At 72.6% G+C, this 21071-nt stretch carries 21 protein-coding genes; 9 read left to right on the top strand and 12 right to left on the bottom strand.

Annotation, left to right across the window (positions count from 1 at the left end; translation table 11 throughout):
• Nucleotides 1–318 precede the first annotated feature (318 nt).
• From ACQPXD_RS19645 to ACQPXD_RS19625, 5 genes are all read right to left on the bottom strand, one after another.
• Nucleotides 319–2079 (bottom strand): ABC transporter substrate-binding protein, encoded by a 1761-nt coding sequence (locus ACQPXD_RS19645; RefSeq protein WP_432843902.1) that lies wholly within the window; start codon nt 2077–2079, stop codon nt 319–321.
• Nucleotides 2080–2370: 291 nt separating this feature from the next.
• The gene (locus ACQPXD_RS19640) at nt 2371–2796 is read right to left on the bottom strand and encodes an RpiB/LacA/LacB family sugar-phosphate isomerase (protein ID WP_432840465.1); all 426 of its coding nucleotides are present in this window, start codon (nt 2794–2796) and stop codon (nt 2371–2373) included.
• Nucleotides 2797–3304: 508 nt separating this feature from the next.
• Nucleotides 3305–4345, bottom strand: a complete 1041-nt coding sequence (locus ACQPXD_RS19635; protein ID WP_432840463.1) for an LCP family protein — start codon at nt 4343–4345, stop codon at nt 3305–3307.
• A gap of 274 nt (nt 4346–4619) precedes the next feature.
• On the bottom strand, nt 4620–5483 hold the full coding sequence (locus tag ACQPXD_RS19630) for a universal stress protein (protein WP_432840461.1): 864 nt from the start codon (nt 5481–5483) through the stop codon (nt 4620–4622).
• Between the two features lie 28 nt (nt 5484–5511).
• Nucleotides 5512–6474 carry an Acg family FMN-binding oxidoreductase gene (locus tag ACQPXD_RS19625; protein ID WP_432840459.1) on the bottom strand — a complete coding sequence of 321 codons (963 nt, stop codon included), beginning with the start codon at nt 6472–6474 and terminating at the stop codon, nt 5512–5514.
• Between the two features lie 176 nt (nt 6475–6650).
• On the opposite strand from ACQPXD_RS19625, the gene ACQPXD_RS19620 reads away from it, so the two are divergent.
• On the top strand, nt 6651–7535 hold the full coding sequence (locus ACQPXD_RS19620) for a universal stress protein (protein ID WP_432840457.1): 885 nt from the start codon (nt 6651–6653) through the stop codon (nt 7533–7535).
• On the opposite strand, the gene ACQPXD_RS19615 is transcribed toward ACQPXD_RS19620, so the two are convergent.
• Together ACQPXD_RS19615 and ACQPXD_RS19610 are read right to left on the bottom strand one after the other, a co-directional pair.
• Nucleotides 7516–8106: a CBS domain-containing protein gene (locus ACQPXD_RS19615; RefSeq protein ID WP_432840455.1), complete on the bottom strand. Its 591-nt coding sequence runs from the start codon at nt 8104–8106 to the stop codon at nt 7516–7518. The genes ACQPXD_RS19620 and ACQPXD_RS19615 overlap by 20 nt on opposite strands.
• A complete protein-coding gene (locus ACQPXD_RS19610) occupies nt 8085–8339 on the bottom strand; it encodes a hypothetical protein (protein ID WP_432840453.1) in 255 nt (84 codons plus the stop codon). Before ACQPXD_RS19610 ends, ACQPXD_RS19615 begins: the two co-directional genes overlap by 22 nt.
• 355 nt (nt 8340–8694) lie before the next feature.
• Here ACQPXD_RS19610 and ACQPXD_RS19605 point away from each other — a divergent pair, with 355 nt between their 5' ends.
• Complete coding sequence (locus tag ACQPXD_RS19605; RefSeq protein ID WP_432840451.1) at nt 8695–10548, top strand: sensor histidine kinase; 1854 nt, start codon at nt 8695–8697, stop codon at nt 10546–10548.
• Between the two features lie 24 nt (nt 10549–10572).
• On the opposite strand, the gene ACQPXD_RS19600 is transcribed toward ACQPXD_RS19605, so the two are convergent.
• The gene (locus ACQPXD_RS19600; RefSeq protein ID WP_432840449.1) at nt 10573–11304 is read right to left on the bottom strand and encodes a FadR/GntR family transcriptional regulator; all 732 of its coding nucleotides are present in this window, start codon (nt 11302–11304) and stop codon (nt 10573–10575) included.
• Between the two features lie 232 nt (nt 11305–11536).
• Between ACQPXD_RS19600 and ACQPXD_RS19595 the strand changes: the two genes are divergently transcribed.
• From ACQPXD_RS19595 to ACQPXD_RS19570, 6 genes are all read left to right on the top strand, one after another.
• The gene (locus tag ACQPXD_RS19595) at nt 11537–11689 is read left to right on the top strand and encodes a hypothetical protein (protein ID WP_432840448.1); all 153 of its coding nucleotides are present in this window, start codon (nt 11537–11539) and stop codon (nt 11687–11689) included.
• Between the two features lie 100 nt (nt 11690–11789).
• Complete coding sequence (locus tag ACQPXD_RS19590) at nt 11790–12365, top strand: TIGR03086 family metal-binding protein (RefSeq protein WP_432840446.1); 576 nt, start codon at nt 11790–11792, stop codon at nt 12363–12365.
• A gap of 44 nt (nt 12366–12409) precedes the next feature.
• The gene (locus tag ACQPXD_RS19585) at nt 12410–14005 is read left to right on the top strand and encodes an ABC transporter substrate-binding protein (protein ID WP_432840444.1); all 1596 of its coding nucleotides are present in this window, start codon (nt 12410–12412) and stop codon (nt 14003–14005) included.
• A gap of 13 nt (nt 14006–14018) precedes the next feature.
• Complete coding sequence (locus ACQPXD_RS19580; protein WP_432840442.1) at nt 14019–14969, top strand: ABC transporter permease; 951 nt, start codon at nt 14019–14021, stop codon at nt 14967–14969.
• Nucleotides 14966–16861 carry a dipeptide/oligopeptide/nickel ABC transporter permease/ATP-binding protein gene (locus ACQPXD_RS19575; protein ID WP_432840440.1) on the top strand — a complete coding sequence of 632 codons (1896 nt, stop codon included), beginning with the start codon at nt 14966–14968 and terminating at the stop codon, nt 16859–16861. Before ACQPXD_RS19580 ends, ACQPXD_RS19575 begins: the two co-directional genes overlap by 4 nt.
• Entirely contained in the window at nt 16858–17877 is a 1020-nt protein-coding gene (locus ACQPXD_RS19570; protein WP_432840438.1) for an oligopeptide/dipeptide ABC transporter ATP-binding protein, read from the top strand. The genes ACQPXD_RS19575 and ACQPXD_RS19570 overlap by 4 nt, the downstream gene beginning before the upstream one ends.
• Here the strand turns inward: ACQPXD_RS19570 and ACQPXD_RS19565 are convergent.
• Nucleotides 17855–18484 carry a GntR family transcriptional regulator gene (locus ACQPXD_RS19565; RefSeq protein ID WP_432840436.1) on the bottom strand — a complete coding sequence of 210 codons (630 nt, stop codon included), beginning with the start codon at nt 18482–18484 and terminating at the stop codon, nt 17855–17857. The two genes, ACQPXD_RS19570 and ACQPXD_RS19565, sit on opposite strands and share 23 nt — an antisense overlap.
• Before the next feature lie 159 nt (nt 18485–18643).
• Between ACQPXD_RS19565 and ACQPXD_RS19560 the strand changes: the two genes are divergently transcribed.
• On the top strand, nt 18644–19033 hold the full coding sequence (locus ACQPXD_RS19560) for a Fur family transcriptional regulator (protein WP_432840434.1): 390 nt from the start codon (nt 18644–18646) through the stop codon (nt 19031–19033).
• A gap of 9 nt (nt 19034–19042) precedes the next feature.
• On the opposite strand, the gene ACQPXD_RS19555 is transcribed toward ACQPXD_RS19560, so the two are convergent.
• The 3 genes from ACQPXD_RS19555 to ACQPXD_RS19545 are packed head-to-tail and all read right to left on the bottom strand — an operon-like array spanning nt 19043 to nt 20921.
• Nucleotides 19043–19462: an arsenate reductase ArsC gene (locus tag ACQPXD_RS19555; RefSeq protein ID WP_432840432.1), complete on the bottom strand. Its 420-nt coding sequence runs from the start codon at nt 19460–19462 to the stop codon at nt 19043–19045.
• Entirely contained in the window at nt 19459–20205 is a 747-nt protein-coding gene (locus tag ACQPXD_RS19550) for an aquaporin (protein WP_432840430.1), read from the bottom strand. Before ACQPXD_RS19550 ends, ACQPXD_RS19555 begins: the two co-directional genes overlap by 4 nt.
• Entirely contained in the window at nt 20202–20921 is a 720-nt protein-coding gene (locus tag ACQPXD_RS19545) for a helix-turn-helix domain-containing protein (RefSeq protein WP_432840428.1), read from the bottom strand. The genes ACQPXD_RS19550 and ACQPXD_RS19545 overlap by 4 nt, the downstream gene beginning before the upstream one ends.
• Nucleotides 20922–21071: the final 150 nt, after the last annotated feature.

The following is a 21071-nucleotide window of genomic DNA, read 5'->3' as shown; positions in this document are numbered from 1 at the left end:
CGCGGTGCCAAGACCAAGCGGCGCCGCGCCACCGGAGCTGACGCCCGGCTCCGGACCCGGCCCCGGCGGTAGCGGCCCGGGACCGTTGGGCCATGGACGACGCCTGGCTCCGGACCCGGCCCCGGCGGTAGCGGCCCGGGACCGCCAGGCCATGGACGACGCCCGGCTCCGGACCCGGCCCCGGCGGTAGCGGCCCGGGTCCGTCGGGCCACGGACCCGGGCCGGACGCGGCCGGGCGTCCCAAGGAGGAAGAACGGCCGGCCGCGTCACCGCTGTGCCCGGGACCGTCCCTCGCCGGCCCGGGCACTCCCGAAGCGGTCAGCTCATGACGCCCAGGCTGCCGAAGTCGTACATCCCGTAGTACTGGGTGACGAACACGTTGGTCAGCCGCGGGTTGCGCAGGTTGAGCGCCTTGTCATAGGTGAACGGCATGTACGTCGCCGTCTCCGAGACCAGCTTGTTGATCTGCTTCCACAGGTCGGCGTTCTTGGCCGGGTCCGCCTCGGCGCCGGCCTGGTCGATCAGCTTGTCGATGGCCGGATCGGACAGCTCGGCGTAGTTGTTGTTGCCCGAGTCCGAGATGGCCCGGCTGTCGACGATCACCTGCAGGAAGCCGCCGGCCGTCGGGTAGTCCGCGCCCCAGCCGGCCATCATCAGACCGTAACCCTTGGCGTGCACATTGGACGGTGAACCGATGATGGACCGGAAGTACAGCGACGCGTCCTGCGGGTCGAGCCGGGCCCTGATGCCGACCGCGGCCAGGGACTGCTGCAGCGCCTCGGCCGTCTTCGGTTCCTTGCCGGAGTTGCGGGTCGCGATGACCGTGTCGAAACCGTCGGGATTGCCGCAGGCGACGAGCTCCTCCTTGGCCTTGTCGATCTGCGGATGGCCCGACTTGGTGTTGAAGACGTCGTCGGCGTCGTCGTGGCCGGCGATCGTCGGCGGCAGCATGTTGGTGGCGATGTCGCCGCCGGCCTCCGCGCCGCCGCGGGCGGTCTGCAGGGCGACCTTGTCGGTCGCGTACTGCACGGCCTTGCGGCAGTGAATGTTGTCGAACGGCGCGACCTTGGTGTTGATGGCGACGTACCGGATGAACCCGGTGACGGGCGCGTCGGCGTTCTTCTTCTGGTCCGGGTTGAGCAGCACCTTCGCCTGCGTGCCGGGCTGGACGCCGGTCTGGGCGATGTCGAGGTCGACCTCGCCGGAGAGCAGTTCGTTGTCGATCTCCTCGACCGCCGTACCGTAAAGGACCTCGATCCGGTCCGGTAGCGCCTTTCGGACCGAATCGGTGCTCGGGTCCCACTGGTCGTTGCGGACCAGAACCAGCTTCTTGCCGACGTCGTACGACTCGAACTTGTACGGGCCCGAGGAGACCGGGTGGTTGGCGTACTGGTCGCCGGTGTCCGACGCCCGCGGGACCGGGCCCGCGGCCGGCATCGCCAGCAGGTAGGGGAAGTTGCTGTTGGGCTGCTTCAGGGTGAACGCGATCGTGCTGTCGTCGGGCGTCTGCACCGAGGCCAGGCCGAGCTTGTCCGGGTCGCTGTCCTTGTACACCCCCGGGTACTGCTGGCCCTCGTCGAGCACGTCGATGAGGTACTTCGGGCCGGCGTTGATGACCTCGAGGGCGAAGATGCGCTCGATGCCGTACTTGATGTCCTTCGAGGTGATCGGCCTGCCGTCCTCGAACTTCACGCCCGGCTTGAGCTTGAAGGTGTACTTCTTGCCACCGTCCTCAATGGATGGCATGGCCGCGGCCAGGTCCGGCACCAGTTTCAGCCCGTCGACGCCGGGCTTGGCCTCGTTGGTCAGTAGCGCGCGGACGAAGTAGCCTTTCATGAAGTTCCACTCCTGCGCGTAGTACGCGATCGCCGGGTCCAGCGAGTCGGGAGTGTCGTGGATGGTGAGCTTGAGCGTGCCGCCCTTCTTGTCTGACGGGTTGAGCACATCGGTGATGGCGGCGTTGTAGCCGCTGCCTTTCTGCGCACCGTTCTTGCTGGTATCGTCGCTGCTGGAGCCGCCGCAGGCGGACAGCACAAGGGTCGCGGTGACCGCACCGGTCACCAGCGCACCTGCTCGCATATTCACGTGTCGGACCTTTCCGGCTGCCGCGGTTGTGGTGCCGCGGATCGGTTCGGGCACACGCGGGCAGCACGAATCAGCCGACGTCCACTATGGACCCTCCACTGTGCACAGCGCTGTGCGCGGGCGTGGGCATGCACCACGCCCACCGGGTGGGTCGTCGGGCGTCGACGGAGCCGTCAGGTCGCTGCGTCGCGTGGACGGCGATGTGCGTCGCCGTTCACTGACCAATGACCCCGGGCTCCGCGGGGCGGTTGCACCCCGCGACGCATTGACCGGATAACGGATTGGTCACCGACCGGCGTCGAACCCCTTCAGCAGGGCGATGTTCTCCGCTTCGTCCGGATCCGGCGACGGTACTTCCAAAAAGGCGCGCAGCACCTCGACCGCCACGTCGGGCGCGAGCCGCTTGAGGCTCATCGCGAGCACGTTCGCGTCGTTCCACAGCCGCGCACCGCGGGCCACCCACGGGTCCCACGCCACGGCGGCGAGCGCCCCGGGCACCTTGTTGGCCGCGATCGCCGTACCGGTGCCGGTCCAGCACATGACCACGCCGAGATCGGCCCGCCCCTCGACAACGGCCCGCCCGACCCAGGCACCGAGATCCGGCCACGGCTCATCGGCAATGCGAATCACCTCGTGCCCGGCGGACACGAGGTGCTCGATCACGGCCTCGGTGGTCGCGTTGCTGTCGTCAGCGGCAAAGGCGATGCGCACTCCCCCATTGTGCCGCCGCCGCGCGCCGCCGGACCGGCACAGTCCCACGATTCCCGGCCCACCCGACCGGCCCGTGCGCCGACGTTCCAGGCGCGACCCCGCACCCGCCAACCGCACGGCCGACCCATCGCGCCGACGTTCCAGGCGCGACGCCCCACCCACGAACCGCACGGCCGGCCCATCGCGCCGCCACGCTCCCCCACGCCGCCATTGGACGGCCCCGGCGCGACCCCGCACCCGCGAAACGTGCGACGGACCGTGGTCGCGTCCGCTGGCGTGGTGTATGCGGGCAGCGCCTGATCGTGGTGGTTCATGTCGGGCGGCGCGGCGGGACGGACGTTGCGGATGTCGCACCCGTCGGGCGCACCATCCGATCAGCGCGGCCCGGGGCGGACGTATGTCTCCGTGATCATGATGCCCGCAGCGGCCGCACCACCGGTTTGCCATGATCCCGGAGACTGTCTCCGGGGTCATGGCAAACCCGCCGACCTGTCGCCGGCCGGAGTCGTCAGCGGGCAGGGCATCCGCCGGTCGTGGTCGCGGTGGTGGCCTGCGGGTTCTGCGCGATCCAGTCGCCGACCGTGTCCTTGACGACGGCGTCGTAGAGCGGCTTCGCCCGGGCCGGATCGGGCATCACCACGCTCTCCTTGTTCACCGTCGCCCCGCCGCGGTTCGGGCTGACCAGCATGGTCAGGTCCGCGCTGCCGATGTCGCGGAGCGCGAATGCGGTATCGGCGAGGGAGAAGTCCTGGTCGACGGTGATGGCCTTCGTCACCGACTTGAGGAACGCGTTGAGCTTGAACGGGTTTCGCAGCGTGTCGGTGCCGATCGCTTTGCTCAGCAACGCGTTGAGGAACTCCCGCTGGTGGCGCATCCGGGTGAAGTCGCTGTCCGGGAACTGCTGGCGCTGGCGCACGTAGTCCAGGGCGGCGGCGCCGTTGAGGTGGTTCACGCCCTGCGGGAAATGCCGGTAGGGCTCGGCGATCGAGGTGAAGGCGCAGTCGTTGGTCAGGTCGACGCCGCCGAGCGCGTCGGTCACCTGCTGGAACCCGGCGAAGTCGACGAGGACGACGTGGTCGACGCGCACCGACGTGTACGCCTCCACGGTGCGCACCGTGAGCGGCACGCCGCCCCACGCGAACGCCGCATTGATCTTCGCGTTCTTGTTGCCCAGGCGCGGATCGGTCGGGCTCGCGGGGATGTGCACGTACAGGTCGCGCGGCAACGAGATCAGGTACGCCTTGCGGTGGCCGGCGTCGACGTGCAGCAGCATGATCGCGTCCGTGCGCCCGCTGCCCGCGCTGCCCCGGTGGTCCGGGTCGTCGGGGGCGCGGGAGTCGCTGCCCAGCAGCAGGAAGTTCAGGGCGCCGACCACCTCGGCCGGCGGTCGGGCCGCTTCCTGGTGCGCCTGCTGCAGTCCGGTCTGGCCATTGGTACCGAACGCGTCGGTGCGTTTGATGCCCGAGTCGATGCTCCGGTAGTACAGGAACGTTCCGCCGGCAGCGAGTCCGAGGAGCAGGGCGAGGGATGCGGCGACCGCGATCGCCATCAGTCCCGGGCGTCTGCGCCGCGGCGGCCGGACCGGCGGTCGAACGGTGGCGCGGCCGACCGCGGTGCCGCGTGTTGTCGGATTGGTTGTGCGTGGCATGTTCGTCCTGCCTGCTGGTGCCGTTGCCGGTGCACGCGGACCGGGCAGGGCTTAGAGCCAGATGCCGCCAGCCGCCCGGCGCGACGCGGTGTCGCCGATCGCTACGCGTCAGCAGACCATCGCGAAGCGCGCCCGCGGCCCACCCAGGCAGGATGAACGGCGTTGACCGGCCGGGCTACGGCCGGGCGTGGACGATGAGGACCGGGCAGTCGGCCCGGTGCAGCAGGCGCAGGCCGACCGAGCCGAGCAGCAGCCCGGCGAAGCCGCCGTGGCCGCGGCTGCCCACGACGACCAGCCGCGCCTGCCGTGACCGGTCGCACAGCACGTCGGCGGCGTCGCCGGCGATGCCGTGGAACTCCCACGGCACGTCCGGGTGCCGGCGCCCGGCCTCGGCCACCCGCCCGGCGGCCGCCTCGGTCAGGGCCCGCGTGGTCTCGGCGATGTCGTGCAGCAGCGGGGGCAGGCCCAGCGCCGGCGGCGAGATCGTGGTCTCGATCGCCCGGACCGCGGCCACGTCCGTTCCCCACCGCGCGGCCTCGGCGAAGGCGAACTCCAGCGCGGCACCGGCGGCGGCCGAGTCGTCCACGCCGACCACGATCCCGCCGGACGGGTACGCGCGCCCGCGCACGACGGCGACCGGGCCGGTGGCGTGCGCCGCGACCTGCTGGCTCACCGAGCCGAGCACGGCCCCGGTGGCACGGTGCCGGCCCCGCGTGCCGACCACGAGCAGCGACGCGCTGGTCGCCGCCCGCAGCAGCACCTCGGCCGGCAGCCCGAGCGCCGCCTCGGGGCGGACGTCGAGGCCCGGGGAGGCGTCGCGGGCGTCCTGGGCCGCGTTGGCCACGAGCAGCTCCGCCAGCTGTTGCGCGGTCTCGGCGAGTTCACCGCGCGGCGCGAGGGCCGCCGGCACCCGCCAGTGGTAGGCCAGCACCACCCGCAGCGACGCGGCCCGCCGCGCCGCCGCGGCGGCGGCCCACCGCACCGCGGCCAGCGACGGCGGCTCGCCGTCCACGCCGACGACGATCTCTTCCCCCGCCATGAGGCACCCCCGGTCAGTTGGCGTCCGGTCAGTTGGCGTCGAAGATCCCGGTGACGGGGCGGCGCGGGCTCCCCGGCGGCGGTTCGACCCGTTGCGCGACGCCGAGCCGCAGGATGAGCTGCGGCTGGGCGGCCGGGCGCAGGAGGGTGCGGACCAGCGCCCGCGCGCCGGGGATCTCCACCACGTCGCTCAGCGGCGAGGCGGCCAGGCCCTGCCCGGTGGCGGCCAGCCACACGGCGCTGGTGGCCTCGCCGGCGCGGAGCCAGTCCAGCGGCTCGTCGCCGTCGGTGGCGATGACGAGGTACTCCGCGCCGTCGTCGTCGCCCGGGCCCGCCGCCAGCGCCGCCTCGTCGCCGAGGCCGAAGTCGCGCAGCGGCACCTGCCGGTCGGCGGCCGCCGCGACGGTCTCCGGCGGTACCCCATCGGCAGCATCGGCACCGCGGTGAGTCCATCGCCGCGCGTCCGCGGCGGCGTTCGGGTCGCGGCCGCCGACCCGCTCCGCGCCCTGGACGGCGTAGCGCAGATACACGACGTCCTGCCGCTGCAGCGGATACAGCCGCGCGTGCTCCGCCTCGGCGGAGGCACGGAGCCGGTCGAGGGCGGCGCCCGGGACCTGGGCGCCCGGGGCGAACGTCCGGCGGTCGGTCCGGCGTTGCCGGATGCAGCGGTACGCCAGGATGCTCTCGGGGGTCACCGGCCGCGCCCGCAGGTCCCGGAGCCGGGCCAGCAGCTCCGGCCGGCCGGGCTCCGGCAGCCGGTCGACCGCCGGCTCGCGGCCGGCGTGGGCGAGGGCCACGCGCGCATGGTGCAGGGCCGTGCCGCAGCTGAGCACCATCAGGCGCCCGTCGGGGTCGACGTGCGGCAGCCGGCGGGCCGCGTCGGCGTAGAGCTCGAGCGCCTCGCCCGCCACGCGCCAGCGCCACGGCTGGGTGTTGAGGATCGACGGCGCGAGCCCGGCGTCCTGCGCCGCCCGATGCAGCACGGTGGTCATGCGCTCCTCCTTCATGGTGACGGCGCGGCACGGCGTGGCTGCCCCACGCGCCGCGGTTCATGCGTCGAGCGGGTGCGATTCGGCCGGCGACCGGGACCTTCGGCCTTGTGGCGGACCCGGTCTCCCGAGAGAGCATGAAATGAAGACATTTCCGGCACGCACGGAAAGGGTTCGCCATGGTCTACAAATACGGTCCGGTCGTCGCCGGTATCGACGGATCCGCGGACAGCATCGGCGCGCTGCGCTGGGCCGCCGACGAGGCCCATCGGCTGACCCGCACACTGCTCGCGGTGACCGCGCTGCCCGGCGGCGCGCCGGCCGGCCCGGACGTCGCGACCCGGGCGGCCGCCGAGGCGCGGCGGTGGCTGGTCGGGATCGAAGCGGTCGGCGCCACCCGCCCGGGCACGCCGATCGAGGTGCTGCGCGCGCTCGCCGAGGAGGCCTGCCTGGTCGTCGTCGGCGGCCGGGGCGCCGGCGCGGGCACGGGCGGCGCCAAGCCGCTGGGCTCGGTCAGCCAGGCGCTCGGCACCCGGGCGGACGCCCCGGTGCTCATCGTCCACGACGCACGACGCTGGGCCGCCCCGGACGCCGCGCTGCCGCGCGGTGCGCCCGTCGTCGCCGGCTTCGACGGCTCCGACTCCGCCGCCCGCGCGCTGCGCCTGGCCTTCGCGGAGGCGGCGGCCCGCGGCAGCCGCCTCGTCATCGTCCAGGCGTGGTCGCATCCCGGCCTGTGGCATCCGGGCGCCGGTCGCGGCTGCGACCTCAGCGCCGACGGGGCCGCCGTCCGCGACGCGCTGCACGAAGCCGCCGCGCCGTGGTGCCGGCGGTACCCCCAACTGGACGTCGAGGTCCGGGACGAGCCCCGCGACCCGGTGCACGCGCTGGCCGTCGCGTCGCAATGGGCCTCCCTGCTCGTCGTCGGCACCCGCTGCGCGGCCGACCGGGCGCAGCCGCCGAACCCGTCGGTGACGCGCCGCGTGCTGCAGCACGCCGCCTGCCCGGTCCTCGTCGCCCACGGCCCGGCCCTGGCCCCGGCCCGGCTCAGCCCGACGGCGCGGTGACCCGCACGGCGCCGACGCCCGCGGTGGTCCGCACCAGCGCCTCCGCGACGGCCCGCTCGGTGTCGTCGTCGAACTCGCCGCCGATCGTCGCGACGCCGTCGTCCACGGTCACCGGCCAGCGCCGCCGCCCGTCCGCGTAGACGTCGAGGCGCCGCTGCGCCTCGCGCCGCGCGGCGGCGTCGGTCGGCAGCAGCGTGCGCAGCACGTCGCAGCGGCTGACGACGCCGACGACGTGCCCGGAGACGACCACCGGGACGGTGTGCACGTCCTGGGCGACCATGACCGACGCCACGTCGGTCACCTCCGCGTCCGGCCACGCCGTCACCGGCAGGCCGGACATCACGTCCCGCACCCGCCGGGCCCCGGCCTCCGCCGCGCCGGCCCGGGCGGCCGGGGAGGCCTGGTGCCGCAGCAGGTCGAGCTCGCTGACCAGCCCGACGAGCACGTCGTGCTCGTCGACGACCGGGGCGGCGGTGATCGACTGCCGCTCCAGCAGCGCCACCGCCTCGGCGACCGGCGCGTCGGCGTGCACCGTCCGCGCCGGGGTACTCATGATGTCCTTGGCGTGCATCGCTCCTCCTCGGGCTCGCACCGGCCGCCGCCGTGCGGCAGCCCCACGTCGTCCAGCGCCGCCCGGCCCAGCGCCGCCGCGCGCCCCTGGTCCGCGGTCGCCTGGTCCAGCAGCGCGCGCAGCGCGGTCGCCAGCGCCTCGATCCGCCGTTCCGCGCCGGCCATGCGCAGCGCCATGTCGGCCGTGTCCGTGGTCGGTGCCGGCCACGGGCGCGTCGTGATGATCGTCGACATCGCCATCGCACCTCGCTTCCCGCACTCGCCGGTTCTGCTTCCACCTCCAGCCTGCTCGGCCCGCTCGCGTTCCGTCAGGGACCTTGGTCCCGGACCGGCGAGCGGCGCGCTGCATGCCCACGCGTCGGCGAAGCGGCAGCCGCTCCACGAGCTCGTGGGCGTCCTCGCCGCGTGGCGCAGGCGCGACGCGGACCGCCGCTCGCCTCCCCCGCGGACCACCCGCGACGACCCGGCTCTTCGCCGCCGCGCGGCGGATCCATCTCGGCGGTCGCCACGCCTCGAACATCACCCTCGACATCCGGCAGGGCGCGCCCGAGACGGGCCGGAATGCGGATGCCGCGACTAGAGTTGGACCGTGGGTCCTGGTCCGCTCCTGCGGCTGGTGCGCCCCACGCCGCCGCGTTACACGTGGGGAGTCGCGGTCGCCGTCCTCGTGATCGTGGGCGAGACGCTGCTGCTATACCCGCTCAGTGCGATCGAGACGCGGACCGCGAGCGCGATCTACCTGATCGGTGTCCTGTTCATCTCGATGCTCTGGGGACTCTGGCTCGGCGTGGCGACGGCGGTGGTCAGCGCGCTCGCGTACGTGTTCTTCCACGTTCAACCGGTCGGCCGGTTCGCCGCCACCGACAGCCGGGACTGGTTCCAGCTCACGGTCTTCCTCGCGGTCGCGGTGCTCACCAGTGGCCTCGCGGACCTGTCGAGACTGCGGGCGATCGAGGCACAGGAGTCCGACCTGACCGCCGAATTGGCTCGCCTGGTATTGAACGTTGACGATGTATCGCTGGTCCTGCCCGCGGTCGCGCAGCGCATCGCGCGCGCCCTCGGCCTGCCCGCCACCGCGGTCGAGATCACGAACGTCGCGGACCGTCCCGGCCCGGCGCAGGACGTTCGCGGCGATGCGCGGCGCCTGACGTTCCCGCTGCGTGACGGCGGCACCTCGCTCGGGACCCTGCGCGTGTCCGCGACGCTGTCCGAGCGACAGGCGCAGCGGCTGGGGCAGCGGGTGGTGCCATCGCTGACGGCGCTGCTGCGCGCCGCGAGTGAGCGCACCGCCATGCTCAACTCGCTGGAGGACAGGGGTGAGGCCCTGGAGCGGCTCGCGCGGCAGCAGGCCGCGCTGCGGCGGGTGGCGACGCTCGTCGCGCGCGGCGTCAGCCCGCCGGAGGTGTTCGACACGGTCACGGCCGAGGTCGGCCGGCTGCTGGACGATCGCCCCGCGGTACTGATGCGCTTCGAGCCCGAAGACGTGGTCACCGTCGTGTCGACCAGCCGGCCGCAGCTGTCGCCGCCGGTCGGCCGGGGCGGGCGGAGCGCGGCGAGGAGCGTCGCCGAACTGGTGCGGCGCACCGGCCGCGCCGCCCGGATCGACGATCACGTGGATACACCCGGCCCTCCCGAGGCCGGCGAGCGCCGACCGGCCACCCGCGCCGCGGTCGGCGTGCCGGTCGTGGTCGAGGGCCGGCCGTGGGGCGCGGCGGCCGTCACGTCGGTGCAGCCCGGGTCGCTGCCCGCCGACGCGGAGGCCCGGCTCAAGGACTTCACCGACCTCGTCGCCACGGCGATCGTCAACGCCGACCACCGCGACCAGATCATCGCGTCCCGCGCGCGCATCGCCGCCGCCGCCGACGAGGAACGCCAGCGCATCGAGCGCGACCTGGACGTGCGCGGCCTGCAACAGCTCATCGCCATCGGCCTCAAGCTGCGCACGGCCACGGAGTGCGGCGTCGCGCCCGAGCCGATGCAGAAGCAGCTGGCGCAGGTGTCGGTGGACCTCAACGACGTCCTGGATCAGATGCGGGATTTCGCCCGGGGGATCCATCCCGCGATCCTCACCACGGCGGGCCTGAAGCCGGCGCTCAAGGCGCTCGCCCGCCGCTGCCCGGTCCCGGTCGACCTGCACGTCGGCGCCGACCTCCGGCTGTCCGCGCCCGTGGAAGTGGCCGCATACCACGTGGTGTCGCAATCACTGACGAACGCGGCCAAGCACGCGCACGCGTCGGTCGTTCACGTCGACGTGGAGCGACAACAGGAGGCGCTGCGGATCGCGATCCGCGACGACGGCGTCGGCGGGGCCGACCCCGATCGGGGAACCGGGCTCACCAGCCTCAGGGACCGCGTCGAGACGCTCGGCGGACAGATGACGATCACCAGTCCGCCCGGCGCCGGGACGTCGCTGCTGGCCACCATCCCGATCACGCACCGCTGAGCGGACGGAGCCGGCACCGCGCCGTCACTCGGCCGCGTGGCGCGTGACGAGCTCGCGGCCGCGCTCCATGTATCTGCGGATCGCCTTCTCGGTGGCCTCGCCGTTGCGCTGCGCCAGGGCCTCGACGATCGCCACGCGCTCGTCGCGCAGCGGGCCGGCGATGCGCCGCCACGCCTCGGGCGTGCGCTCCGCGGCGCGCCGCGCGGCGGTGATCTGCACCTCGATGAGATGCCCGGCGATCGCGATCAGCAGCTTGTTGCCGGACAGCGCGACGAGCTCGGTGAGGAACCGGCGCAGCGTCAGCTCGAACTGCTCGTCGCTCATCGCCGGGTCGAACGCCTCGGCCGCCTCCCGCAGCGCGGACAGCGAGCGTCCCTGCGGGTCGCTGAGCAGGTTCTGCGCCGCCTTCAGGTAGATGACCTCCGACAGGTCGAACATCTCGGGGAGGTCGACCCGCTCCAGCTCGACCACCGCGTTGATCGCCGACGCCATCAGCGCCGACGACTCGGCCACCACGTAGGTGCCGGCGCCGTGCCGGACCGACACGAGGTTCATCGCGCTGAGCGCCCGGATGGCCTCGCGGATCGTCGGCGAGCTCACCGCGTAGTGCGCGGCGAGCTCCTTCTCCGACGGCAGCCTGGTCCCGCGGCGCAGCCGCCCGGACAGGATCTGGTCGCGGATGTCGTGCAGCACCTGGTCGGCTGCTCCGGTACGGATTCGCTGGTAGGCCTCTCCGGACTCGAACGGCTCGGCCATGCGGCCCTCCCCTCCCTGCGATCGACGCCCACCCAGGTTACCAAGTGACCAGTAGACTTCGCGGCCCCGCCAGGGCTCGGCACAGCTGCGCCGCCTGCGGTGGTCGGTGCGAACGACGGGCAAGCCGACGGTGGTCGCCTACATGCGTGACGACCTCGACACGTGAGATGGCCCGCCAGGGCATCGACCCCCGGTCGACGTCGATCGAGATCGGCATCTTCGGCGCCGAGCCGTGGACGAACGAGATGCGGCCGGGCGCGAGCTGGCGGGCCGGGTCAAGGCGACGATCGGCGTCACGGTCGAGGTCGACGTCCCGCCGCCCGACGGCATCGAACGCTCGGTCGGCAAGATGCGCCGCATCATCGACCGGCGCCCCGGGCGCTAGCCGCCGGGGCGTTCGGCAAGTCACCTAGTGACCTGCTGACCAGTGAAATATCAGCGCAATATTATTGACATACGGCCGGAATGTTTGTTGACTCGGTCACATGGATCGGATCGCTCAGTTCGCCCGCGCCCAAGCCGTAGCGGCCCAGATCGTCGGTTCGATCACCGATGACCAGCTGCTGCTGCCCACTCCGTGCTCGGAGTGGACCGTGCACGACATCCTCAACCACATCCTCGACGGCGATCTGCTCGTCATGGCGTGGATCCACGGCGAGATCCCGCCCAAGAACCCGCGGACCGGCCAGTTCGGTGCCGATCCGAAGTCGGTCGTGCTCGAGCGGCTCGCGGCCTGCTACCACCTGGTCACCCAGGCCGGGGACCTGAAGCGCCCGGTCACGACCAGGATGGGTTCGTTCACCGTGGAGGCCCTGGCGGAGAAGCGCGTCGCCGATCTGGTCGCCCACCTCTGGGACCTGGCCGTGGCGACCGGTCAGCCGGTCGACTACGACCCCGAGCTCGTCGAGAGCGTCATGGCGCACTACCACGCCAAGCTCGACGGCTCGTCGCGCGAGGGCAAGCCCGTGGCCGAGCCCCAGCCGGTGCCCGACGGCGCCACCGCGGCCGACCGGCTGGCCGCCTTCCTCGGCCGCTCGGTCAGCGCTCCGATCGCCGCCTGACACCACACGTTGTTCCGGACCACACCCCGTCCGCTGGAGAGTCCATGCATCACACCCCATACGCACCGACGGCCCGGCGCCGACGTCCGCTCGCCGCGACCGCCGTTGCCGCGACCGCCCTCCTCCTCGCCGCGTGCTCGGGCTCGACCGGAGCGTCGTCGGACACCACCCCGCGCAAGCCCGCCGGCAAGGTCGGCGAGCTGCTCACCGTCGGCTTCCCGGCCGCTCCTCCGACCCTCGACCCGGCCAAGTCGCTGGGCAACTCGAGCATCTTCTTCAACGAGGTCGCCTACGAGCCGCTGATCGTGCTCGGCGGCGACGGCCAGTACAAGCCCGGCCTGGCCACCGGCTGGAAGTACGTCGGCACCGACAACACGACGTTCGTGCTGACCCTGCGGGAGGGCGTGAAGTTCTCCGACGGCTCGGCCCTGACCGCGCAGGCCGTCACCGACCACTTCACCTACCTGCAGACGCAGGGCGGCCAGAACCGTGCCCTCTTCGCCGGGGCCACCATCACCGCGACCGGCCCGCTCGAGGTCACCATCAAGACGGCGGCGCCCAATCCCGACTGGCCCTACAACCTGACCCAGGACGTCATGGCCGGCGAGGTGATCAGCCCGGCCGGGCTCAAGTCGCCGGAAAGCCTCGGCACGCGGACCTTCGGCGCCGGCCCCTACGTGCTGAGCGCCGAGAACACGACGATCGGCAGCGTCTACACGTACCTGCCGAACCCGAACTACTACAACCCCTCCGCGCTGCACTACAAGAAGGTCGTCATCAAGGTCATCCAGAGCCCGCAGGCGACATTGCAGGCGCTGCAGACCGGCCAGATCGACCTGGCCCTCGGTGACGCCTCCACGTTGAGCGCGGCGAAGACCGCCGGCTTCTTCTACGGCCCGGCCTCGGTCACCAACAACGTGACCGTCGTGACGCTGGCCGACCGCGGCGGAACGACGGCGAAGCCGCTCGCCGACGTTCGGGTACGGCAGGCGCTGAACTACGCCACCGACCGGGACGCCATCGTCAAGGCGCTCTTCCCGGGCAACACGGCGACGTCCCAGGTGGCGACGGCCGGCCGGGACGGCTACGACCAGACGCTGGAGAACTACTACCCCCACGACGTGGCGAAGGCGAAGGACCTGCTCGCCCAGGCCGGATACGCGGGCGGCTTCTCCATGGACATGGTCACGACCACCACCAACAACCAGAACCTGCTCGCGCAGGCGCTGGCCCAGCAGTGGAAGGCGATCGGCGTCACCGTCAAGATCAATGAGATCGCGAACGGCAACGCCTACGTGCAGCAGGCGCTCAGCGGCAAGTTCCCGGCGTTCACGAACAACGTCAACGTCCGGCCGATCGCGACCCTGGGCACCAGCCTGTTCCTGCCGAACGCGGCCTACAACCCGTACCACTACGCCGATCCGACCTTGCAGGGCCTCTACGGCCAGGACGTGCTCGCCTCCGGTACCGCCAAGGCGGACCTCGACAAGCAGATCGTGCGCCACCTGGTCGAGCAGGCGTGGTTCGTGCCGGTGGTCGCCCAGGAGCTGCCGACCTACGTGAGCCCCAAGGTCACGGGCGCGGACGTCCGACCGCCGACGTCGTTCGTCTCGCTGTACGAGCTGCAACCCGCCGCGTGAGGGAGGGACCCGGATGTTTCGCACCGTCGCCCAGTGGACGCTCTCGTCGATCGCGCTGCTGCTCGCCGTCACCGGGCTGACCTTCGTGTTCGCCTCGCTCGCCCCCGGCAGCGCGATCACGGCCGTGCTCGGCAACGACACCGCGGCCACCCCGGAGCAGTACGAGCAGGTCAAGCACCAGCTGGGTCTCGACCGCCCGCTGCCGGCGCAGTACTGGCACTGGCTGAGCGGCCTGCTGCGGGGCGACCTCGGCAACGGGCTGTTCGACGGCCAGCCGATCACCGACGCGCTCAACGCGCGGCTGGGCCCGAGCCTGTCCATCATCCTGGCCACGCTCGTGGTCTCGGGCGTGCTCGGCATCGGCGTCGGCGTCTACAGCGCGGTGCGGGGCGGGGTGATCGGGCGGCTGCTCGACGTCGTCGCGATCACCTCGTTCGCGATCCCCAACTTCTGGCTCGCCGTGGTGCTCATCGAGGTCTTCGCCGTCCAGGCCGGGCTGTTCCCGGCCACCGGCTACGCCCCGCTGGCCACCGATCCGGTCCGCTGGGCCCAGAGCATCGCGCTGCCGGTGATCACGCTGTCGGCGGCGGCCACGTCGTTCCTCGCCCGCCAGACCCGCGACTCGATGCTGCGGGTCCTGGCGAAGGACTTCATCGTGTCGCTGCGGGCCCAGGGGCTGTCCAACACCTCGATCATCTTCAAGCACGCCCTGCGCAACGCGGCCATTCCGGTGGTCACCGCCCTGGGCCTGATGTTCATCGGCCTGCTCGGCGGCACCGTGTTCATCGAGAACGTGTTCGCCATTCCGGGCCTGGGCCAGGTGGCGGTCATCGCCGGCGTGGCGCACGACCTGCCGAAGATCGAAGGTATCGCCTTGTACTTCGCCGTCTTCGTCATCGCCGTCAACCTGGTGGTCGACGTCTCCTACCGCGTGCTCAACCCACGGGCGCGGGCGGCCCGATGACCACCGTCGTGCCCGCCGGCCTCTGGTCGTGGCGGACGGCCCGGCGCCATCCGCTGGGCACGATCTGCGCCGGCTACCTCGTGCTGCTCGTCGCGGCCCTCGCCGCCGCGCCCCTGATCGCCCCGCACGATCCGTTGGCGCAGGACCTCGGGCACGCCCTCGCCGGCCCGGGCTCGACCTACTGGCTCGGCACCGACCAGCTCGGCCGCGACGTGACGAGCCGGCTGCTCTACGGCGGGCGCTCCGCCCTCATGGACGTGGTGACGGCCGTCGTGACCGCGCTCGCGGTGGGCGTCCCGCTCGGCCTCGTCGGCGGCTACCTGGGCGGCTGGGTCGACCGCGTGATCATGCGGGTCGCGGACCTCATCTTCGCCATCCCCGGGATCATCGTGCTGCTCATGGTCGTGGCGATCTTCCCGGGGAACAACACGATCGCGATGATCACGCTGGGCCTGCTGCACACGCCCGGCATCGCCCGCGTCGTCCGCGGCTCGACCATCGCCGGCCGGGGTGAGCTGTTCGTCCGCGCGGCGGTGCTGTCGGGCCTGCGCACCCCGGCCATCCTGCGCCGCCACCTGCTGCCGAGCCTGGCTGGCCCGATCATCGTGCAGGCCTCGCTGTTCGCGGCCGCCGCACTGGTGGTCGAGAGCGGCCTGTCCTTCCTCGGCCTGCTGCGCCCGGACTCGGCCGGGCCGACCTGGGGCAACCTGGTCACGCAGGCGGCCAACGTGAGCGGGCAGAACCCGTGGCTGCTGGTGCCGACCGGCGGCATCGTGGCCCTCACCGTGGTCGCGTTCAGCCTGCTCGGCGACGCGATCCGCGACGCCACCATCGGCCGCTCGGCGCCGCCGGTCCCCCTGCGGTCCGCACCCCGGCGCCGCGGCGGGACCGACGTCGCGGCGGCCGCGCCCGGGGCCGGCGTCCTCGACGTGCGGGGGCTGACCGTGAGCCTGCACCGGGGCGGTACCGACACGACCGTCGTCTCCGACGTCAGCTTCAGGCTCGGCAGCGGCGAGTGCATCGGGATCGTCGGGGAATCGGGCTGCGGCAAGAGCACCACGATCAGGGCGATCCTCGGCCTGCTGCCGGCCGGCGGGAAGGTCACCGCGGGGGCGGTCCTCTTCGACGGCGCCGACCTGACCCGGCTCTCGGAGCGGGAGCTGTCCCGCAGGCGCGGGGCCGGCATCGCCCTGGTGTCGCAGGACCCGCTCAACGGCCTCGATCCGGTCTACACGGTGGGCAGCCAGCTGCGCGAGGCCATCCGGCGTCACACGCGGATGACCCGGGCGCAGGCGGACGAGCGGGCCATCGAGCTGCTGCGGATGGTGCGCTTTCCCGATCCCGGGGCGGTACTGCCACGGCGGGCCCACGAACTCTCCGGCGGCATGGCCCAGCGCGTCGGCATCGCCCTGGCGCTCGCCGCCAACCCCAAGGTGCTGATCGCCGACGAGCCGACCTCGGCCCTCGACGTCACCGTACAGGCGGAAATCCTGGCCCTCCTGCGCGAGTTGCGCGAACGGCTGGGCATGGCGGTCATCCTGGTCACCCACGACTGGGGCGTGCTCGCCGACATCTGCGACCGCACGCTGGTGATGTACGCCGGCCAGATCGTCGAGACGGGCACGATCGAGCAGGTGTACCGCCGGCCGGCCCACCCGTACTCCGACGCGCTGCTGGCGTCGTATCCGGGGCTGGCCACCGTGGGCCGCCCGCTGCCCACGATCGCGGGCAACGTGCCGCAGCCCGGCCGGTGGCCGGCCGGCTGCCACTTCGGGTCCCGGTGCCGCTACGCCGGCGACGAGTGTCACGCGGGCGACGTGTCGCTGGTCGCGGTGGCGGCCGACCACGCGGCGCGCTGCCTGCACACCGATGCGCTGCTGGAGGCCCGATGACCGAGCTGCTGAGCGTGCGCGGGCTGCGGGTCGATTACCCGCAGGGCCGGCGCCGCCCGCCGTTCACCGCGCTGCGGGACGTCGACCTGGACGTGGCACCCGGCGAGACGGTCGGCATCGTCGGCGAGAGCGGCTCGGGCAAGTCGACGCTCGGCAACGCCGTGCTCGGCACGGCGCCGGTGACCGAGGGCCGGATCGTCTTCGAAGGCGAGGACATCACCCGGGCGACCCGGGCCCGCCGCCGCCGGCTGACCCGCGACATCCAGGTGGTCTTCCAGGATCCGTTCGGCTCGCTCAACCCGATGCGCACGATCGGGCAGACGCTCGAGGAGCCGCTGCTCGTGCACCGCCCGCAGCTGGGCCGCCGCGAACGCCGCCGCGAGGTCGAGGCCGCGCTGGTGCACGTCGGCCTGAGCGCCGGCGACGCGGCGCGCTTCCCGGCGAACTTCTCCGGCGGGCAGCGCCAGCGGATCGCGATCGCCCGCGCGCTGATCCTGCGCCCCAAGCTGATCATCTGCGACGAGGCGGTCAGCGCCCTGGACCTCTCCGTCCAGGCGAAGATTCTCAACCTGCTGCGCGAGCTGCGGCAGGAGTTCGGGATGGCGTACCTCTTCATCTCCCACGACATGTCGGTCGTGCGGCACATGTCCGACCGGGTGCTGGTGCTCTACCAGGGCCAGGCCATGGAGCGCGGGCCCGCCGCCGACGTGTGCGCCGACCCGCGCCATCCCTACACGGTGCGGCTGCTCGCCGCCGCGCCGGTGCCCGATCCGGTCGAGCAGCGGCTGCGCCGCCAGGTGGGGCCGAGCGCGGAGACGGCGCCGCCGCCGAGGACCGGCTGCCCGTACCGCTACCGGTGCGGGCGCGCGGACGACGCCTGCGCCGCGCCGCTGCCGGTGTCCAGGCTCGGCGAGCGGACGGTGCACTGCCATCATCCGCTCGGCGACGAGGACGACGACACCGGCGGCCTGGAGGCGATCGGGGTGCCCGGCCTCAGACCCCGGCGAAGCCTCTGACGAGCGTCTTCGCCACCTCGTTGAGGTGGTCGCTGACGAGCGCGGCGCTGCGCGGCCCGTCCTTCTCGCGCAGCGCCGCGACGATCAGGGCGTGCCAGCCGACCTCGTCGCTGGAGCTGATGTAGCCCTCCACGTGCGGCAGCAGGTAGTGCAGGCGGCGGACCTCGTCGACGAGGTCCTCGAGGATGAGGTGCACGCGCCGGCTGCCGGCGATGCCGGCGAGCATCAGATGGAACGAGCGGGCGGCCTCCAGCGCCTGGTCGACGCCCGCCTCCCGCTGCTGTTCGAGCAGGGTCTCGAGGTGGTCCAGCTGCCGCTCGGACGCCTGCCCGGCGGCCAGCTCGGCCAGCGGCGGCTCCAGCATGCGCCGGATGGCGAAGATGTCCCGCACGTCACGCAGCTCGACCGGCCGGACGATGTAGCCCTTGCGCGGAATCACCACCACCCAGCCGGTCTGGGACAGCAGCCGCAGCGCCTCCCGCACCGGCGTCTTGGACACGCCGAACTCGTCGGCGAGCTGCGCCTCGTTCAGCATGTCGCCGGGCGTGCGCGCAACCGCCAGGATCTGTTCCTTGAGCCGTCGGTACACGTCGTCGGTCAGCGACATCCCGGCACTCCTTCAATCGGCTGCCGAAATATATCATGGGTATCTTGGTGATGGTTGGCCAGCGAATCCCGAGCCCTCCCGCCCCTGCCACGCCGCCGGCCGGGGACTCTGTCTACACTGAAATTCATTTCCAAGAACGGCGGAGTGAGGCGGACGGGCATGACGGGAGCGGCGCGCAACACCCGGCAGCGGTACGAGGTGCTGGCCCTGCTGGACGAGGTGGCGGACTTCCGCACGCCGCAGCAGCTGCACGCGCTGCTGCTCCAGCGCGGGGCGCAGGTCGGGCTGACCACGGTGTACCGCACCCTGCAACTGCTGCACGACGCCGGCGAGGTCGACGTGGCCCGCGGCCCCGACGGCGAGCAGCTGTTCCGGCGGTGCGGCCGGGTGCACCATCACCACCTGGTCTGCCGCCTGTGCAACGCCACCGTCGAGGTGCGGGGCCCGGCGGTCGAGCGATGGACCGAGCGGATCGCCGCCGAGCACGGCTTCATCGACGTCGGCCACACACTGGAGATCTTCGGCACCTGCGCCCGCTGCCGCGACTGAGCCGGCCCTTCACGCGCCGGCGGTGGTGACGGGCAGCTCGGACAGCAGCCGCTCGACCCGGCGCCTGATCTCGTCGCGGATCGGGCGGACCGCCTCGATGCTCTGGCCGGCGGGGTCGTCGAGCTGCCAGTCGAGGTAGCGCTTGCCGGGGAACACGGGGCAGACGTCGCCGCAGCCCATGGTGATGAGCACGTCGGAGGACTCGGCGGTGTCCCAGTCGAGCTTGCGCGGGGTGTTGGCGGTGATGTCGATGCCGACCTCGCGCATGGCCTCGACGGCGACGGGGTTGATCCGGTCGGCGGGCTCGGATCCCGCGGAGCGGACCTCGACGGTGTCACCGGCGAGGTGGCGCAGCCAGCCGGCGGCCATCTGGGAGCGGCCGGCGTTGTGCACGCACACGAACAGGACGGTGGGCTTGGTGGGGCTCATGCGGTTCGGTTCCTCCCGAGGTCGGACATGCGTTCGTCGCCGTTCTGGGCGACGGCGACGTCGCGGACGGACGGATACAGCGCCAGCAGCAGCCCGACGCCGACGGCCAGCCCGACGAGCTGGGCGAGGACGAACCCCGGCACGGAGGCTGGGGCGATCCCGGCGAAGGTGTCGGTGAACGCGCGGCCGATGGTGACGGCCGGGTTGGCGAACGAGGTGGACGAGGTGAACCAGTAGGCGGCGCCGATGTAGGCGCCGACCGCGGCGGGGGCGATGGCGGCGCGGCCGGATCGGGTCAGTGCGAAGACGAGCAGGAGCAGGCCCGCGGTGGCGACCACCTCGCCGAGCCACAGGTCACCGCCGGTGCGCTGCCTGGTCGACAGCTCGGCCGCGGGCAGCCGGAACATCAGGTTGGCCAGGATCGCCCCGCCGATCGCGCCGAGCACCTGGGCCACCACGTAGCCGCCGAGGTCCCGGGCCGGCAGGCCGGTGCCGGCGCGGCGGCCGAGGAACCAATCCGCGGCGGAGACGACCGGGTTGAAGTGTGCCCCGGACACCGGTCCGAAGGTGAGGATGAGCGCGCCGAGGGCGAGCGCGGTGGCGATCGAGTTCTCCAGCAGGCGCAGGCCGACGTCGTTGGGGCTGAGGGTGGTGGCCATGATGCCGGAGCCGACGACGGCGGCCACGAGCAGCGCGGTGCCGGCGAACTCGGCGAGCAGGCGCCGCCACAGGGTCGGGTTCACGAATGCTGGTTCCTGTCCGGAGAGCTCGATGGTGCCGCACCGACCGCCGGCGCCACGCGGGTGATGCGGTCGGCGATATCGGTGTAGGCGGCCTCGAATGCGGCGTCGGTGCCGGCCCGGACCGGGTCGGGCACCGACCAGTGCAGCCGCGGCCGGACCGGCCCGCCCGGGGCGGTGAGGTCTTCATGGGCGTTGTCGCAGACGGCGATGACGAGGTCGCCGTCGTGCACGACGTCGGCGACGTGGGCGGTGCCGGCCGGGTCGAGGGCCAGGCCGTGCCGGTGCGCGACCTTCACCGCCCGCGGGTGGACGCGGGCGGCCGGATGGGTGCCGGCGGAGGCGACCGGGCCGCCGACCCGGTCCCGCCACAGCGCCGCGGCCAGTTGCGAGCGGGCCGAGTTGTGGGTGCAGACGAACACGACCCGCTCCGCGCCGGCCGGCTTGGGCGGGGCGAGCGTCGCGAGGACCCCGGGGACGAGCCGCAGGTAGGTGCGGCGCCGGTCGCCTTCGGACCTGGTCCGGGTGACCAGACCGGCGTCCTGCAGCACCTTGACGTGGTGGGCGACGAGGTTGGTCGGCAGCCCCAGGTCGTGGCCGATCTCCCCGGGCGAGGCATCGCCGAGGGTGAGCGCGTCGACGATCGCGAGCCGGGCCGGATCGCCGAGCGCGGCATGCACCCGGGCCCGTGCCCCCAGCGAGAAAAGCTCAACGTTCATTGACTCAATGATTGCCGAGCTAGTTCCTCGCGTCAAGTCGGCGCCGGTGACTGTTTCGGCATGCGTCTACCTTGACAGTTATCGAATCAGCGGGCAAGTATGATTCGACAGACATCGAGACAGGCTGGTACCACCGCAAAAGGACGGGAT

This window comes from Dactylosporangium sp. CA-092794, assembly GCF_050948465.1.
In the GTDB taxonomy this organism is placed as follows: Bacteria; Actinomycetota; Actinomycetes; order Mycobacteriales; family Micromonosporaceae; genus Dactylosporangium.
This window is presented reverse-complemented; position numbering and strand designations above follow the sequence as displayed.

Coding starts and splice junctions, on each gene's coding strand:
- ACQPXD_RS19580 (WP_432840442.1), top strand. CDS start 14,019: ATGTTTCGCACCGTCGCCCAGTGGACGCTCTCGTCGATCGCGCTGCTG.
- ACQPXD_RS19560 (WP_432840434.1), top strand. CDS start 18,644: ATGACGGGAGCGGCGCGCAACACCCGGCAGCGGTACGAGGTGCTGGCC.
- ACQPXD_RS19615 (WP_432840455.1), bottom strand. CDS start 8,106: ATGCACGCCAAGGACATCATGAGTACCCCGGCGCGGACGGTGCACGCC.
- ACQPXD_RS19610 (WP_432840453.1), bottom strand. CDS start 8,339: ATGTCGACGATCATCACGACGCGCCCGTGGCCGGCACCGACCACGGAC.
- ACQPXD_RS19635 (WP_432840463.1), bottom strand. CDS start 4,345: ATGGCGATCGCGGTCGCCGCATCCCTCGCCCTGCTCCTCGGACTCGCT.
- ACQPXD_RS19555 (WP_432840432.1), bottom strand. CDS start 19,462: ATGAGCCCCACCAAGCCCACCGTCCTGTTCGTGTGCGTGCACAACGCC.
- ACQPXD_RS19625 (WP_432840459.1), bottom strand. CDS start 6,474: ATGACCACCGTGCTGCATCGGGCGGCGCAGGACGCCGGGCTCGCGCCG.
- ACQPXD_RS19630 (WP_432840461.1), bottom strand. CDS start 5,483: ATGGCGGGGGAAGAGATCGTCGTCGGCGTGGACGGCGAGCCGCCGTCG.
- ACQPXD_RS19600 (WP_432840449.1), bottom strand. CDS start 11,304: ATGGCCGAGCCGTTCGAGTCCGGAGAGGCCTACCAGCGAATCCGTACC.
- ACQPXD_RS19570 (WP_432840438.1), top strand. CDS start 16,858: ATGACCGAGCTGCTGAGCGTGCGCGGGCTGCGGGTCGATTACCCGCAG.
- ACQPXD_RS19545 (WP_432840428.1), bottom strand. CDS start 20,921: ATGAACGTTGAGCTTTTCTCGCTGGGGGCACGGGCCCGGGTGCATGCC.
- ACQPXD_RS19575 (WP_432840440.1), top strand. CDS start 14,966: ATGACCACCGTCGTGCCCGCCGGCCTCTGGTCGTGGCGGACGGCCCGG.
- ACQPXD_RS19590 (WP_432840446.1), top strand. CDS start 11,790: ATGGATCGGATCGCTCAGTTCGCCCGCGCCCAAGCCGTAGCGGCCCAG.
- ACQPXD_RS19620 (WP_432840457.1), top strand. CDS start 6,651: ATGGTCTACAAATACGGTCCGGTCGTCGCCGGTATCGACGGATCCGCG.
- ACQPXD_RS19585 (WP_432840444.1), top strand. CDS start 12,410: ATGCATCACACCCCATACGCACCGACGGCCCGGCGCCGACGTCCGCTC.
- ACQPXD_RS19565 (WP_432840436.1), bottom strand. CDS start 18,484: ATGTCGCTGACCGACGACGTGTACCGACGGCTCAAGGAACAGATCCTG.
- ACQPXD_RS19645 (WP_432843902.1), bottom strand. CDS start 2,079: ATGCGAGCAGGTGCGCTGGTGACCGGTGCGGTCACCGCGACCCTTGTG.